Origin of the sequence: Phytohabitans kaempferiae, from assembly GCF_042433955.1 — a bacterium.
GTDB classification, from domain to species: domain Bacteria; phylum Actinomycetota; class Actinomycetes; order Mycobacteriales; family Micromonosporaceae; genus Phytohabitans; species Phytohabitans kaempferiae.
The window spans coordinates 24,817-40,379 of record NZ_JBHLUH010000008.1 but is presented as its reverse complement, the minus strand read 5'-3'; the positions used below and the strand labels follow the sequence as shown (position 1 = coordinate 40,379).

At 67.7% G+C, this 15,563-nt stretch carries 12 protein-coding genes and 3 pseudogenes; 10 read left to right on the top strand and 5 right to left on the bottom strand.

All coding sequences use genetic code 11. The features are described 5' to 3' along the window. The coding region (locus tag ACFFIA_RS06760) for a carbohydrate-binding protein (protein WP_377247109.1) at positions 1-1,132 on the top strand (1,132 nt) is incomplete at its 5' end. Positions 1,133-1,225: 93 nt separating this feature from the next. Then, positions 1,226-1,612: pseudogene (locus tag ACFFIA_RS06755) on the top strand (ABC transporter ATP-binding protein); the annotation flags it as partial. Between the two features lie 111 nt (positions 1,613-1,723). Here the strand turns inward: ACFFIA_RS06755 and ACFFIA_RS06750 are convergent. After that, on the bottom strand, positions 1,724-3,562 hold the full coding sequence (locus tag ACFFIA_RS06750; RefSeq protein ID WP_377247106.1) for an RICIN domain-containing protein: 1,839 nt from the start codon (positions 3,560-3,562) through the stop codon (positions 1,724-1,726). 295 nt (positions 3,563-3,857) lie between these two features. On the opposite strand from ACFFIA_RS06750, the gene ACFFIA_RS06745 reads away from it, so the two are divergent. The 5 genes from ACFFIA_RS06745 (at position 3,858) to ACFFIA_RS06725 (ending at position 9,739) form a co-directional block, all read left to right on the top strand. Next, entirely contained in the window at positions 3,858-5,102 is a 1,245-nt protein-coding gene (locus ACFFIA_RS06745; RefSeq protein ID WP_377247103.1) for a sugar ABC transporter substrate-binding protein, read from the top strand. A 172-nt stretch (positions 5,103-5,274) separates the two neighbouring features. Continuing rightward, complete coding sequence (locus ACFFIA_RS06740; RefSeq protein WP_377247100.1) at positions 5,275-6,114, top strand: carbohydrate ABC transporter permease; 840 nt, start codon at positions 5,275-5,277, stop codon at positions 6,112-6,114. Beyond that, positions 6,111-6,935, top strand: coding sequence for a carbohydrate ABC transporter permease (locus ACFFIA_RS06735; RefSeq protein WP_377247097.1), 825 nt, complete (start codon positions 6,111-6,113; stop codon positions 6,933-6,935). The genes ACFFIA_RS06740 and ACFFIA_RS06735 overlap by 4 nt, the downstream gene beginning before the upstream one ends. Before the next feature lie 321 nt (positions 6,936-7,256). Then, positions 7,257-8,690 carry an amylo-alpha-1,6-glucosidase gene (locus ACFFIA_RS06730; RefSeq protein ID WP_377247094.1) on the top strand — a complete coding sequence of 478 codons (1,434 nt, stop codon included), beginning with the start codon at positions 7,257-7,259 and terminating at the stop codon, positions 8,688-8,690. A 35-nt stretch (positions 8,691-8,725) separates the two neighbouring features. Then, positions 8,726-9,739 (top strand): LacI family DNA-binding transcriptional regulator, encoded by a 1,014-nt coding sequence (locus tag ACFFIA_RS06725; protein WP_377247091.1) that lies wholly within the window; start codon positions 8,726-8,728, stop codon positions 9,737-9,739. Positions 9,740-9,753: 14 nt separating this feature from the next. Here the strand turns inward: ACFFIA_RS06725 and ACFFIA_RS06720 are convergent. After that, positions 9,754-10,068: pseudogene (locus ACFFIA_RS06720) on the bottom strand (MaoC/PaaZ C-terminal domain-containing protein); the annotation flags it as partial. Positions 10,069-10,109: 41 nt separating this feature from the next. On the opposite strand from ACFFIA_RS06720, the pseudogene ACFFIA_RS06715 reads away from it, so the two are divergent. Further along, positions 10,110-10,196 (top strand): annotated as a pseudogene (locus ACFFIA_RS06715) (VOC family protein); the annotation flags it as partial. Positions 10,197-10,308: 112 nt separating this feature from the next. Here ACFFIA_RS06715 and ACFFIA_RS06710 read toward each other — a convergent pair. Further along, a complete protein-coding gene (locus tag ACFFIA_RS06710; RefSeq protein WP_377247088.1) occupies positions 10,309-11,598 on the bottom strand; it encodes a glycosyltransferase family 2 protein in 1,290 nt (429 codons plus the stop codon). 232 nt (positions 11,599-11,830) lie between these two features. After that, complete coding sequence (locus ACFFIA_RS06705) at positions 11,831-13,096, bottom strand: nucleotide disphospho-sugar-binding domain-containing protein (RefSeq protein ID WP_377247085.1); 1,266 nt, start codon at positions 13,094-13,096, stop codon at positions 11,831-11,833. Between the two features lie 196 nt (positions 13,097-13,292). Here ACFFIA_RS06705 and ACFFIA_RS06700 point away from each other — a divergent pair, with 196 nt between their 5' ends. Together ACFFIA_RS06700 and ACFFIA_RS06695 are read left to right on the top strand one after the other, a co-directional pair. Then, positions 13,293-14,219 carry a proline iminopeptidase-family hydrolase gene (locus tag ACFFIA_RS06700; RefSeq protein WP_377247082.1) on the top strand — a complete coding sequence of 309 codons (927 nt, stop codon included), beginning with the start codon at positions 13,293-13,295 and terminating at the stop codon, positions 14,217-14,219. A gap of 17 nt (positions 14,220-14,236) precedes the next feature. Continuing rightward, entirely contained in the window at positions 14,237-15,181 is a 945-nt protein-coding gene (locus ACFFIA_RS06695) for an ACP S-malonyltransferase (RefSeq protein ID WP_446686958.1), read from the top strand. 82 nt (positions 15,182-15,263) lie between these two features. Here ACFFIA_RS06695 and ACFFIA_RS06690 read toward each other — a convergent pair whose 3' ends face one another. Further along, positions 15,264-15,512, bottom strand: a complete 249-nt coding sequence (locus ACFFIA_RS06690; RefSeq protein ID WP_377247079.1) for an acyl carrier protein — start codon at positions 15,510-15,512, stop codon at positions 15,264-15,266. Positions 15,513-15,563 lie beyond the last annotated feature (51 nt).

Below are 15,563 nucleotides of genomic sequence, written 5' to 3'. Positions count from 1 at the left end.
CTACAAGCGCAATGGCATGTACTACAACATCTTCGCGGCCGAGTGTTGTAGCGAGTTTATCGCCTACTCGACCGCGACGAGTGCGACCGGTCCGTGGACCTACCGGGGCACCGTCATGTCTCGTCAGGGGAGCAGTTTCACCAACCATCCGGGGATCGTGGATTTCAACGGCGGCTCGTATTTCTTCTACCACAACGGCGCGTTGCCCGGTGGTGGTGGCTTCACGCGGTCGGTCGCGGTGGAAAGGTTCACCTACAACAGCAACGGCACCATCCCGACGATCAACATGACCACCACCGGCGCGCCACAGATCGGCACCCTCAACCCGTACGTCCGCCAGGAAGCCGAAACCATCGCCTGGTCCTCCGGCATCGAAACCGAGCCCGCCAGCAGCGGCAGCCTCAACGTCTGGTCCATCGAGAACGGCGACTACATCAAGGTCAAGGGCGTCGCGTTCGGCACCGGAGCATCCTCCTTCACCGCCCGGGTCGCTTCCGCCGCGGCGGGCGGTAATGTCGAACTTCGGCTGGACAGTCCCACCGGGCCACTGGTCGGCAGGTGCACGGTGCCCGGCACAGGTGGATGGCAGACCTGGACCAACACATCCTGTTCGGTCAGCGGCGCGACCGGCACGCGCGACCTCTACTTCAGGTTCACGGGCGGCGGCGGTCACCTCTTCAACTTCGACTGGTGGCAGTTCACCGGCGGCACCGGCCCGGCGTCGTACCGGATCGCCAACCGCAACAGCGGCCAGGTCGTCGACGTGCAGTCACCCAACACCGCGGACCTGGCCGTGATCGGCCAATGGGCCAGCAACGGCAACGCCTGGCAGCAGTGGCGGTTTGTCGATGCCGGCAACGGCAACGTCACGCTCCAGAGCGCCCACAGCGGCAAGTGCGTCGACATCCTGAACTTCTCCACCGCCGACGGCGCGCCGGTCGTCCAGTACACTTGCCACGGTGGCGCCAACCAGGTCTTTAGCTGGCGATCGATCGGCAACGGCTACTACGACCTGGTGAATTTGAACAGCAACAAATGTCTCAACGTGGTCGGCGGTTCGACCGCGCTTGGCGCCGCACTCGAGCAGCGGACCTGCACCTCCGCGAACAGCATGCAGTGGTCCCGCACCTGACCCTGAAAGCGCAGACCGCAGCCATGTTGACGACAATCTCCCCGAGCCTCTTGCAGCGTGTTGGCGGGCACCTCTGGCCTCGGCATTGGACGGATGGTGCCCACCCTCACCGCCCTGGACAACGTCATGGCGCCGCTGATCCCATTCCGGACCGACTTCGACAGGGCCGCCCGCGCACGTGAGCTGCTGGCGATGGTCGGGCTCGCCGACCGGTCATCCGCCCTGCCCTCGCGGCTGTCCGGCGGGCAGCAACAACGAGTGGCCATCGCCCGCGCGCTCATCAACCAACCCGTCCTGCTGCTGGCCGACGAACCGACCGGCAATCTCGACAGTCACACCGGCACCGCGATCGTCGACCTGCTGCTGAGCCTGCGGCGCGAGCACGGCACGACCCTCCTCATGGCCACTCACGACGCTGGCATCGCGGCACGCTGCGACCGTGTCGTCCAGATGCGGGACGGACGCCTGAGCGGGGCTTGAACCTGGTCGCGGACATCGTGGTCGGGCGGCCCGCGACCCGGCATCGACCTATCGGGTGCGGCGCTGGACGTGCGGGAAGCAGGTCCAGCGCCACGCCTTGGCATCGGATGGTTATCGTCCCCAGAGGCGCCAGGTCTGGTTGAGCGGGCTGCCCTGGCTGGCGGGGTTGCAGGTCCACTGGTGGATCGGGGCTCGTGGCGCGGTGGAGATCGTGCTGACGTCCACGCACTTGCCGCTGTGCCGGGCGATGACCTGGTAGTCGTGGGCGTCGTTGCCGGCGTAGGTGACCTTGCGCAGCGTGAACTGCTGGTTCTGGGCGCCGCTGACGCAGGTCCACTGGTGTACGGCGGCGCCGTTGGCGGTGGAGACGCCACTGACGTCCAGGCATTTGCCGCTCTGCTGGTTGACGACGGTGTAGGTGTCGGCGACGCCGGTCACCGGCCGGAAATTCCACAGTTGCTGGTCGCCACCATCGCAGTAGAACTGCTGCTGGAGGTTGCCGTCAGCGGTGCCGAGGTCGGCGTTGTCCAGGCATTGCTGGGAGTGCTGCGCGACGGCCACCGACTGGAAGGAGTTGTCCGAGGGCGGGAGCACGGTGACGGTGAAGCTGTCGTTGGCGTTGCTGTGCGGGAGGTTGACGGTGGTGCCGTTGTTGGCGAGCGTCACCACCGCGTTCTGGATGGTGACCGGTCCTTGGACGGCGCCGCCGCCGTTGTGGGGGATGCGCTGGACCCGCACCCGGACCTGGTTGTTCTGCACGAGGCCGCTGGTGGCGTCCAGGCGTTGCAGGTTGACGGCGATGTTGCCGGTCGTCCCGCCGCCGCCGACGAGGACCTTGGCGGTGCCGCTCGCCTTGGTGGCGAAGGCGTCGTAGGAGAGGCTGGGCGTGACCGCGACGGTCTGACCGGTCTGTGAGCCGTAGAAGCGGTAGACCCACCATTCGCCCTTGGGCAGCGACTGCCCGGCCGAGTTTCGCACCAGCAGGCTGGCCAGGTCGTTGTGCAGGTTGGCCCCGCCGGCCCAGTTGGCGCGCAGTCCGTCGGCGCCGGCGCGTTCGAGGCGGGCGATGTACCAGGAACCGTCGCCGGGGTTCTGTTCGTCGGGGGCGGCGTACTCGTTGATCTGGTACGGGCGCGGGTGGGGGATGCCGCGTGGGTCGAGGGTGGCATTGGCGGCGGCCACGTTCGCCACCGGATCACCCGGCAGCGAGTGCCAACTGATGATGTCGGGGATGACGTTGTTGGCGCGGATGTAGTCCAGATACTGGTTCCAGAAGGTGTGCGTGGTGGATGGCACGCAGGCGCAGCTCGGCCCGACGATCAGATGGTTGGGGAACGCCGTTCGGATGCGCTGGTAGCTGCGGCGCCAAAGCTCGAAGTACTGGGTCTGGGGCCGGTTCCAGAAGAGGGTGATGTTGGGCTCGTTCCAGATGTCCCACTGCACGGTGATGCCGGCGGCCCGGACATCGTTGATGACGCGGGTGAGGAAGTTGTCGTAGTCGGTCCAGTTGCCGTTGTCGCCGGGAAACCGGGAGATCGGGTAGCCGTCCGCGCCCCACAGGTCATGGGGGAGCAGGATGAACTGGCCGCCGAGCGCGTTCGTGCGGCGGGCTTGCGCCACGGTGGAGCTCCAGCGTCGCTCGTAGGTGCCGCTGACCCAACCGCCGGGCGAGCCAAGCTGTGCGCCACCGGCGCGCATGTAGCGGAACCTCACGTCGCGATAGAAGTGGTCGGCCGGGCCGGACGCGTTCTCGGTCATGCCGTAGATCCATCCGGACGCCCGGTAGGTGGGCGTGCCGCCGCCGGCGGCGAAGTTGACGCTGATCGACTCGTCCGCGGCTTGAGCCGCGGGGGTGGCCACGAGGACGGCGGAGGCGGCCACGAGCAGGCCGACCGCGACCCGGGCCGCCGTCCGGGCACGGACGAGTCTGCTGCTGAGCATGGATCTCATGGGCAACTCCTCGGGGATGGGAGAGGTGCGAACCGATTCGCGGGCAGCGTAGGACCTGGCTATCAAGTGTGTCAATGCCGTGACCGCGCCGTGAAGCCCGTGTTTCTAACGAGAGCGTAGGCGTAGGCGAAAGCGTTCCTTGACCGCTGTCCGGAGAGGGCTTATGTTCAGGCGAACCGATTCGCCGAATCGGTTCGCCTGTGGAGCCCAGGCCCCGACAGGCCAGCCGTGGCGAGACGAAGGTCCCCGGCGCGCTTCGAGCCACCTTGAAGATCGACTCATAGTGAGGCACCACATGACGACATCCACCTACGGGCGGCGCGTGGTCAGCATCGCCGCGATAGCGGTCGCGGTGGCCACGGCGTTGACCGCCTGCTCGTCCAGCGATGACGACTCGGCCGGCGGCGGTCCCTACGCCATCTGGGACCCGTATCCGCAGTTTGCCGGCGACTCCGAGTGGGTGAAGCTGCTCAAGAGTTGCGGTACGTCTGCCGGGGTGACCGTCGAGCGGACCGGCTTCGATACCACCGACCTGACCAACAAGGCGCTGCTCGCCGCCCAGCAGGACAACTCGCCGGATGTGCTGATCGTTGACAATCCGGTGATCTCGACCCTGGCCGAGGCGGGCGTGCTCACCACCACGGAGGAGAACAAGCTCGACACCTCGGCGATGGAGCCGAACCTGCTCGGTGCCGGCCAGGCCGAGGGCAAGACCTACGGTGTCCCGATCGGCGCGAATACGCTGGCCCTGTACTACAACAAGGACCTGCTGACCAAAGCCGGCGTGGACGTCGCGTCGGTGCGGGACTGGCCGACCCTCACCGCCGCGCTCGCGAAGGTCAAGGCGGCCGGGAAGAAGGGCATAACGTTCTCGGCGATCGGCACCGAGGAGGGCAGCTTCCAGTTCCTGCCCTGGTTCTGGGGATCCGGCGCGCAGCTGACCGCCCTCGACTCACCGCAGGCGGTGTCCGCGCTGGCGCTGTGGACCGGCTGGCTCGAGCAGGGGTACGCGCCGAACTCGGTCATCAACAACACGCAGACCACGAGCTGGCAGGAGTTCGCCAGCGGCGACTACGCCTTCAGCGAGAACGGCACGTGGCAGCTGGCCAACGCGGAGAAGCTCGACTTCGAGTACGGCATCATCCCGATCCCAGCGAGTTCCGGCGGCACCGCGCCCGCGCCGACCGGCGGTGAGTTCGTCTCGATCCCAGTGCAAGGCAACACGGAGCGGTACGCAACGAGCCAGAAGCTGGTCGCCTGTTTGACCAGCGGTGACAACCTGCTGGCTACCGACACCACCCTGTCCTACATCGCACCGGTCGCGGCTGTGCAGGCCAAGCAGGTGGCTGCCAACGCGAACCTGCGGGTGTGGGTGGAGGCGGTCAAGGCCGCGAAAGGACGCACCGGTGACAACCTCGGCACCAGGTACCCGAGGATCTCCGAACCGCTGTGGACCGCGATGCAGGCCGCGCTCAGCGGCGCCAAGACGCCACAGCAGGCGTTGGCCGACGCGCAGGCAACCGCCGGCGCGGCGAAGTAGCCCTCGGAATACTCCGGACACGATGAACCCCGCGACCACGTCATCCGCGAAGGGCCACGAACGCGGTGCGGGTGGAACGGCACGGCGCGTTCCGCCCGCACGCCCGGCGCTGTCCGGGCGCCGTGGCAGCCGCGCCGGCGGGCGGTGGACGGCTTGGCTGTTCCTGGCCCCGGTGACGATCTATCTGCTCGCCTTCTACGCCTATCCGCTCTACCGCAACATCGAGCTGAGCCTGCGCGAGTACACGGTCCGCTCGTTCGTGCGGGGCGGTGCCCCGTTCGCCGGGCTGGACAACTACCACGAGGTCCTGTCCGACCCGACCTTCGGGCCGGCGCTGGCGCACACCGTGGTCTTCACCGTCGCGTCGCTGGCCTTCCAGTTCGGCATCGGGATGGCTCTGGCGGTCTTCTTCCACCAGAGCTTCCCGCTGTCCCGCACACTGCGGGCGCTCTTTCTGGTGCCGTGGCTGCTTCCGCTGATCGTGTCCGGGTCGACCTGGTCGTGGATGCTCAACAGCGACGCCGGCGTCGTCAACGCGGCCCTCGGCCTGGTCGGTGTCGGACCGGTCAACTGGCTCACCTCACCGGACTGGTCACTGGTGTCGGTGATCATCGCGAACATCTGGATCGGCATCCCGTTCAACCTGGTCGTGCTCTACAGCGGACTGAAGTCGATCCCGATCGCGGTGCACGAGGCGGCGGCGCTCGACGGCGCGACCGGCTGGCAGCGGTTCTGGCGGGTCACGTTCCCACTGCTGCGGCCGGTCTCCGCGATCACGCTGCTGCTCGGTCTGATCTACACCCTGAAGGTCTTCGACATTATCTGGATCATGACCAAGGGCGGCCCGACCGACTCCTCCACGACGTTCGCCAGTTGGTCGTACCGGCTCGGGTTCGGCAGCCTGCTGCCCTCCTTTGGGCCCGGCGCCGCGGTCGGAAACCTGCTCATCATCATGGCCCTGTTCGCCGGGCTGATCTACATCCGGGTACAACGAAGGCAGCAGCCGCGATGACCATCTCCAACCGACGCCACTGGTGGAAAACCGCCACCGGTGTGGCCCTGACCGCGGTGATGCTTTTCCCTGTCTATTGGATGATCAATGTGTCCTTGACCAGGGACCAGGACATGCGCGCGGACCCACCGCACCTCATCCCGATTCAGGGCACGCTGGAGGGGTATCGGGCGGTGCTCGACCAGCAGCTTCCCTATCTGCGCACCAGCCTGCTGATCGGCCTGGGCACGGTGGCGTTGACGGTGGTGCTCGCGGCCCCGGCCGGGTATGCCCTGGCCAAGCTGCGACCCGTCGGCGGTGGCGCGTTCAGCTTCATGCTGCTGATCGCGCAGATGATCCCGGGCATCATCATGGCGATGGGCTTCTACGCCATCTACCTCAACCTCGGAGTGCTCAACTCCGTCCCCGGCCTGATCCTGGCCGACTCGACACTGGCCGTGCCGTTCGCCGTGCTCATCTTCACCGCCTTCATGTCCGGGATACCGGACGAGTTGACGCAGGCGGCCGTCATCGACGGCGCCGGCCGCCTGCGCACCTTCTGGTCGGTCGTCCTGCCGCTCAGCCGGAACGCGACCGTCACCGTGTCGCTGTTCGCGTTCCTTTGGGCATGGTCCGACTTCATCTTCGCCTCTACATTGGACGGCGGTGGCGACCACCAGCCGATCACCCTTGGCATCTACCACTACATCGGCAACAACAACCAGCAGTGGAACGCCATCATGGCCACGGCGGTCGTCGCCTCCGTTCCCGCCACCATCCTGCTGGTCCTGGCCCAGCGGTACGTCGCCGCCGGCGTCACCGCCGGCGCCGTCAAGGACTGACCCACCGTGTACGAAGAAAGGCAGCTGCCACCCATGACCGTCGCCCCATCCGGTCCGACGTTTTCCGTCCAGGACATCCCGTTCAGCTACCGCGGATCCTGGCTCAACGTCTCCCCTGTGGTAGCCGAGAAGACCTACGCCGACGACCTGCATCTGGTCTCACACCAGACCGGACTGCACGCGATCCTACGATTCACCCCGCTGGCGACCACGGCGGTCGTCGCCACACCCGCCCTGCTGACCTGGCGCCACGACGCCGGCCGGGTCGAACTCGTCTACGACGGGCCGGACACCATCCGGCTGCGCGGCGATGGCATCGGCATGCGCGTCGAGGCCGCCGCCAGGACGCTCACCCCGTTCAGTGGCGCCTACCTCTATCGCGACCCGGTCGACGGCTCGCACGTACTCACGTCCTACGAAACCGGCCGCCGCTACCGTGTCACCCTGCTTCGCGGTGCCTTCGGGCAGACTGAAGGAGTCGAGGCGCTCGGCGCCGCGCGGCGATCCCTGACTCTGGCGGCTGACCGGCCGTGGGAAATCGCCATCGAGGAGTATCAGACCGCCCGTCGCCCGTACGCCGATGCGGTCCCTTTCGACCAGCTCCACCACGCCGTCGCCGCCGACTTCGCCGGGTTCGTCGACGCGGTCGCGCCGTGGCGCACCGCGCAGACCCCGGCCGCCGAGCTTGCTGCCTATCTGCTGTGGTCGGCTACCGTCGCGCCCGCGGGCTTCGTCACCCGGCCGGCGGTGCTCATGTCCAAACACTGGATGGACAAAGTCTGGAGCTGGGATCACTGCTTCAACGCCATCGCCCTGGCCGACGGTGATCCCGAACTCGCCTGGCACCAATTCCAACTGCCCTTCGACCACCAGGATCCTGCTGGCGCGCTGCCCGACTCAGTGACTCATTCGGAGATCCTCTACAACTACGTCAAGCCGCCAATCCATGGCTGGGCGCTGCGGCATTTACGGCAACGTCTCGACCCACCCTTGGACCGGGCAGCCTTGACCGCAGCTTACGAGCGCCTGGCCCGCTGGACCGACTTCTGGCTCACCGCCCGCCGGGTACCCGGCCACGATCTGCCGCACTATCAGCATGGCAACGACAGCGGCTGGGACAACGCCACGACCTTCGATGGCGATCGGGTCATCGAGACCGCCGACCTCGCCGCCTTCCTCGTCGTACAGCTGCGCTGCCTTGCCGATCTGGCCGCCGAACTGGGCCAGCCCACCAGCCGGTGGACGCAGACGGCCGACCGAATCCACACCGCCATGCTCGACCAGTTGTGGACCTCGGATCGATTCGAGGCTCGCGGCGCCCACACCGGCCAGCGACGTACCAGTACCAGTCTGCTCGACCTCATGCCGATCGTGCTCGGCGCCGACCTGCCCGATCCTGTCGCCGCCACGCTCGCCGCCCGCATCGAGGACCACCTGACGGCCCATGGCCTGGCCACCGAGCCGGTTGACTCCAGTCACTACGCCGCCGATGGTTACTGGCGCGGCCCGATCTGGGCACCATCGACCGTGCTGATCGAGGACGGCCTGCGCCGCGCCGGACACACGGCGCTCGCCGACGAGATCAGCCAACGCTTCCGCGCTCTGTGCGAGAAGTCCGGCTTCGCTGAGAACTTCGACGCCGAGACCGGCGCCGGCCTGCGTGACCGTGCCTACACCTGGACCGCCAGCGGCTATCTCATCCTCGCCGCCGCCCACGAGAAGCGCCGAACGGACCGAAGCACGGCACAGCGGTAGGCTGGCACGGGAACCGATTCGACATCAGGAGCGGGATGAACATCGGGGAGATCGCCCGGCGGGCCGGCGTGTCGCGCAGCACGGTGTCGTACGTGCTCAGCGGCAAGCGCGCCGTGTCCGAGGGGACCCGGCAGCGGATCCAGGCCGTCATCGACGAGCTGGACTACCGCCCCAACGCCAGTGCCCGCGCCTTGCGGGAGGGCCGCACCCACACCCTCGGCCTCGTCATCCCGCCGGCCAGCCAGCGGCTCACCGACATGCAACTCGGGTTCGTGGCCAGCGTCGTGGAGGCGGCCGCGCGGGTGGACCTCGACGTGCTGCTGTCACCGTCCGGCGGAGACCACGACCGGTCATTCGAGCGGATCGTCAGTGGGCGGCGCGTCGACGGCGTGATCCTGATGGAGATCCGGCTCGAGGACGACCGGGTGACCCGGCTGCAACAGAGCCGGCTCCCGTTCGTCACCATTGGCCGCACCGCCGATCCGCACGACATGGCGTGGGTCGACGTCGACTACGCCGGGCTGATCGCCCGGTGCGTCCACCACCTGGCCGACCTGGGGCATACGTACGTCGCCCTGGTAAACCGGTCCGCCGAGCTGGTGGCCGCCGGCTACGGCCCGGGCCACCGCGCGCTGGCCGGTTTCACGAGCGCCGTCGCCGAGCGCGGCCTGACCGGGGTGGATGCCTGCTGCGGCGATGACGCGGCGGCGGGGGAGGCATGTGTGGAGCAACTGTTGGTTGCCCACCCGGAACTGACCGCGATCGCCACGGTCAACGAGGCCGCGCTGCCCGGCATGCACCGGTCGTTGGACGCGGCGGGGCTGGCCGTGCCACGCGACTTCTCCATCACCGGCGTCGCCGCGCGGCACTGGGCCGAGGACTTCCGCCCGCCGCTGACCGCCGCCGACGTGCCCATCGTGGACATGGGCACCGAGGCGGTGACGCTGCTGCTGGAGAGCATCGCCACACCCGGGACGGCGCCACGACACCGGCTATACAGCCCACCGATCTCGTTGCGCTCCAGTACGGGTCCGGTGCCACGTCGCTGAACCACAGGTGAGCTTTACCGTCTTGAACGGGCGCGGGCACTCAGGGCACGTATCGGTAGATCGCCTCGGCTGCCGCGACGGGTTTGTCGCCGCCGTCGCGTTCCACGGTCATGGCGACGGTGAGGTCGACGGCGCCGCCGCTGGCCTAACGGACGGTCTTCAGTCGGGCGTAGCCGGATCTTGGAGCCGACGGGCAGTGGGGCGGGGAAGCGGACCTTGTTCAGCCCGTAGTTGACGCCCATGCCGATCCCGTCGATGCGCAGCAGCTGGGACCACATCGGTACGTGCAGGGAGACGGTCAGGTATCCGTGGGCGATGGTCTGCCCGAAGGGCCCGTGGCGGGAAGTACCTCGGCGACCAGCCGGACATACGCGTGCGGCTGCTGCGTGCCGATGGCGAAAACGAGTCGTGTCTCGTGATGCAGGACATCGAGGGCAACGAGTTCGATCTCGACTGAGCGGGTGGCATCTTCGCGACTCGACTGGTGCACGTCGCCATCACGAGGGTCGCCCGCCCGCGACGGGCCCAGCTACGCCTACCGATGGAGCCGGAGCGAGTTCGTGCGGGCTCTATGCCCGCCGCCGCACGGTGATGCCGGTGACGCCGTTTTCGCCGCGCTCCACCGAGATGACGAAGCGCGACTCAAGTGTCCGCAGCAGGTATCCGATCTCGCTGGCGGTCCGCATCGCATCGTAGGGCACTTTCGCCGTCCGCGTGTGCACGAGCAGCACCTGCGACGCGACCCGGGTCGCCTCGCGCAGGAACTCGCACAGATCGTGCCATCGCAGGCAGCGCCAGATGTCGACGCTGACGACGGTGTCGAACGCGCCGCTGGACACCGGTATCGCGACGCCGACGAGGTGGTAGTTGTCGGCGGAGACCGGGGCGGCATAGTCGAACGTCATCGTGCCGTCCGGCATCGCCACCTCGCCGGTTCCGGTGCCGATCACCAGTGCCCGACCAGCCGGCAGCTTCGGCCGCAGCCACTCCCACACCGGCGGCACCTGGCCGATGCCGTCGTCGAGGCACCGGTCGATGACGCCTCGGTAGTGGCATACCTTGTCGGCGATGTCGATTGTGGACAGGGTGGAGTGAAACTCCCACTCCAGATGGGGGTGCAGCCGCCGCAGCAGGCTGATGTTCTCGAACATCTCCTGGTAGAAGCCGTGCTGGTCGCGGTATTCGACGAGGTGGTAGCTGGCGGCCTCGACATCGTGGTGGAACGACTCGGGATCGCGCCCGAGGTGAAGGTAGACCCGGTAGAACAGTTCGAGGTCTTCCAGGCCCCACCGGACGCCGAAGTCCTCGTTGAACCAGCCGGACGCCGCCAGCGTCTCGGTGGTCACCGAGGCGTTGTTGGTGTGCGCGAACAACCAGGGCGTCGTGCGCATGCGCTCCGGGATCTCCGCGTCCGCCGCGCCGTGAAACTTGATGTCACGGTAGTCGGGCGAGGAGATCAGCTCGGCGGGGATGGGGTCGTCGTTGACCAGGAAGGTCATGTGCGGCCAGTCGATCTCGTGCCGGTTGCCCAGCAGCACGCGCTGGCCGGGCGTCTCGGTGTGGAAGCGGTAGTGCCGTTCGAGCAGTTGCGGTGTGGCGTAGCAGTCGCTGTCGAGAAACAGCACGACCTCGCCCTTGGCCAGCGCGATGCCGGTGTTTCGGGCGACCGAGCGGCCGCGGCGCTGCGGAAGCGTCTCGATGCGCAGGTCGATGTCCGGCGCGTGCCTTTCGACCCCGTCGTATCCGTTCATCCGGCCGTCCAGCACGACTATGACCTCGAACAGGTCGGTCGACAGGGTTTGCCGGGTCAGCGAACGCAGCGTCAGCTCAAGGCATTGCGCGTTCTTGAAGGTGGGCATTACGACGCTTAGCAAAGCTGTCTCCAATGCTGCGCATGCCCGCGCCCGCGCGGCAGGGATGTAGGAGCCTGTCGAATAGCCCGCCGACCGGCCACGGCGGTGCCCAGACGACGACCGGATACAACACCGGCAATCGGAGGAGCACGCTCAGCCCAGGGGTTGTTCAACAGGCTCCAATGGATGAGTGACATCCTGGATGGTTTGTGCGTGGCGTGCCACCCGTAGCCCACCCCTACCGCAGCGCGGCGATCCGTTCGAGCTCGGGCACGATGTCGTGCATCGTAGGGGTGGCCAGCATCTCTTGCTGTACCTCGACGGCGCACCTGCGAAACGAGGGTTCGTCGAGCAGCCGCTGCACGTCGCGTCGCACTGCCGCTGGACTCACCTGGTCGAGGTCGATGAACAGGCTGTTGCCGCGCTTCTCCTGCGCGATCGCGGACGCCATCTCGCTCCATGTCGTGCCCGGGATGATGAGCTGCGGGACGCCGTTGACCACCGCGTTGCCGATGGTGGCCCCGCCGCCCTGGTGCACGATGGCCGAGCAGGTCGCCAGCAATTCGTTCAGCGGCACGAAGTCGACCGTGCGCACGTTGTCCGGCACCCGGTCGACGTCGGCGAGTTGGTCGGCGTTGAGCGTCGCCACCACCTCGACGTCGAGGTCGGCCAGGGCCTCGAGCAGATCGCCGACGGAGGTTTCCTCCCGGCCGTGCACCTGACGGGCGGAGACGCCGAGGGTCAGGCAGATGCGGGGCCGGTCGGGCTGTTCCAGCAGCCATCGCGGCATCGGCATCGGGCGGTTGAACGGCGCGAAGCGGACCGGGATGTAGTTGACGTCGACGTCGTAGCGGATGCAGGCCGGGCCCGGGTCGACGGTGGCCGCGCCGAACCGCGAATGCTCGTCGAACTCGCACCCGTACCGGCCGAGCCACTCGGACATCCAGGCGACGAGGGGATCCGGCACCGAGCCGGTCGGGTCCACGCGGCGCATGATCTCCTGGTACTGAAAGCTCAGCCGGGCCGTCTGGTCGGTCGCGATCAGCATCCGCACGTGCGCGGCTCCGGCCGCCTGCGCGATCAGCGGGCCGGCGTAGATGATCGGGTCCCAGATCACCAGGTCGGGCTTCCAGTGCCGGGCGAAGGGCACCAGGTCGTCGAGGAAGGAGTCCGAAGCCGCCCAGCGCAGGTGGCCGGCCCACATCTCGTACACCGTGCGCAGGTAGTGATCGGTCAGCACCTCGGGCCGGGTCTCGGAGATGCGGTACTCCGAGTCCATCGCGCTGTTGCCGGTGGCACGGCCGGCCCGGCGATCCCGGGCGATGTCGAGATCCTCCCCGAACCACATCACGTCCAGGCCGGTCTCCATAAAGGACTCGACTTCGGCCGGGTTGCACTGGGCCACGAAGCGGACCTCGTGCCCGGCCGCCCGCAGGGCCCAGCCGATCGGGGCCAGGCCGTAGATGTGCGTCCGGGTCGGTAGCGCCATCAACATGACACGCATGACTGTCTCCAAGTGCCTCGGGCCGGATCAGCGTAGCCGCGAGGGCGGGTCGCGACCGTGACGCGGCGTGAGATTAGGGGTCGGCGGCGAGCCTTGGGCGCGCCCGGCCGGCGTACCCCATAGGGGCTGGTGTGCCACCGTGCCGGCGGCTACAACAGGTGGGAGCGTCCGGCCCAGAGGTTTGAGGTGATACAGCGTGACCGTCGTACCCGGGGTCGGCCTCACCGCAGCGCCCAGGGTCAAGGGGTGGCTGCCTTTCGGGCCGTACCGTACGTGGTACAGGGTGACGGGTCCGGCGGACAGCGGCAAACCGGCGGTGGTCGCCATCCATGGTGGACCTGGCAGCACCCACGACTATCTGCTGAGCCTGTGCTTCCTGGCCGAGGCGGGATGGCCGGTCGTCCACTACGACCAGCTCGGCAACGGCGGCTCCACCCACCTTCCCGACCGTGGGGTGGACTTCTGGATGCCCGAGCTGTTCCTCGCCGAGCTGGACAACCTGCTGCGCCGTCTCGACATCGCCGACAACTATGTACTGTTCGGCCATTCCTGGGGTGGCATGGTGGCCGCGCGACATGCCGCGCGCCGACCCAGCGGCCTGCGCGGGTTGGTCGTGGCCAATTCGCCGGCGTCGTATGTGCTCTGGCGGCAGGAGATGGAGGTGCTGCGGGCCGCGCTGCCGGCGGATGTGGACGCGACGCTGCGCCGGCACGAGGCGGCCGGCACCACCGGCACAAACGAGTACGTCAAGGCGATGCTGCTCTTCTACGAGCGGCACGTGTGCCGGCTGCGACCGTGGCCGCGCGACTATCTGGCTTCGTTCATGGAGACCTCCAACAACCCAACCGTCTATTCGGTGATGAACGGGCCGAGTGAGTTTCACGTCGTGGGGACGTTGAAGGACTGGTCGGTGGAGGAGTGCCTGCCCGCGATCGCGGTGCCCACACTCGTCATCTCCGGCCGGCATGACGAGGCGACGCCGGTCACCGTGCGGCCGTACGCCGACCGCATTCCCGACGTCCGGTGGGAGATCTTCGAGGAGTCGAGCCACGTGCCGCACCTGGAGGAGCCGGAACGCTTCGGTGCGGTCCTGACCGAGTTCCTGGCCAGCCTCGGCGGCTGAGGCGAAAGGTGGATGCGGTGGAGGAGAGCCGATCGGCGAAAGCGATCGTGTTTCCGGGAATGAGCCCGTCGCGGTTTGTCGACCTCGGCCGGTTCATGCTGGTCAGCCCGGCGGCGCGGCGACTCGTCGCGGAGGCCGACGACCGGCTGGGCTACTCCGTTGTGGACAGGTTTCGCGACACCGAGGGCGACTACAGCGAGTACGCGCAGGTCGGCTTCATGGTGTGCTGTCTGGCATTGGCCGAGTGGGCGCGGGATGAGTTGGGGTTTGAGCCGGACGTGTGCGCCGGCGCGAGCTTTGGCGAGAAGCCCTTGACGGTGTTCACCGGTGTGCTGCCGTATCCGGACGCGGTGGAGATGACCGCGCGGCTGGCTCGCTGCATGGATGAGTTCTTCGCCACCGAGCATCGTGACGTGGTGACGCACTCGTTCATCCGGACTCCGGAAGCGGGGCTGGGCGAGGTGCTGGCGGAGTTGGACGGGCGCGGAGAGTGGTACGACATCTCCTGCTACCTCGACCACGACTTCTTCATGGTGTCGCTGCGGGAGAAGAACCTGGAGTGGCTGGAACGCGAGATTCGTGGCCTGGGTGGGCTTTCGCTCTACACGATGCGGCCGCCGATGCACTCCGGCGCGTTCGACGCGTTGCGCCGTAAGGCCGAGCGGGAGGTTATCGGCGAGCTGCCCTTCGCGGACCCGAAACTGCCGGTGGTGGCCGACCAGGATGGTGCGGTGCTGCACACCGCGGAGGCTGTCCGTACGATGCTGCTGGAAAGCTTCGTCCGGCCGCTGCGCTGGCCCGATGTGGTGGCGACGCTGAAGCGGCTGGGCGTTGGCACGGTATGCGTGGCCGGCCCGGATAGCCTTTTCGGCCGAGTGGGGTGCACGACCGCCAACTTCGAGGTGATCGCCGCCAACCCTCGGCTCGCGCTGCAACCCCGGCGTCGTGGTGCGGCCGGCTGATGCGGCATTCGGCCGTGGCCGGCCAGGTAACACCGCGGTCCCCGGCCGGCGGCCGGGGACCGATGACGCGCGGGGGCGGCGGTCAGCCGGTGGGTACCCGGATCGCCGACAGGGCCTTCCAGAGGATCCCCGGTGTCTCGAAGGTCGCCAGCGACAGCGCTTCGTCGGCGAACCGGACGCTGTAGGTGTGTTCCAGCAGCGACAGCAGCTCGACTCCGGCGAGCGAGTCGAGCCCGTAGTCGCGAAGCTGTGCGTCCTCCTCCAGCGGCTCGTCGGCCGACAGATAGGGAAGGAACCGACGAAGTGACTCCTCGAACTGGCTGTCCCACATGACTACTCCGACGCGAGTTGGTTGTGCTGCCGGCCGTTTGGTTGAGCACGT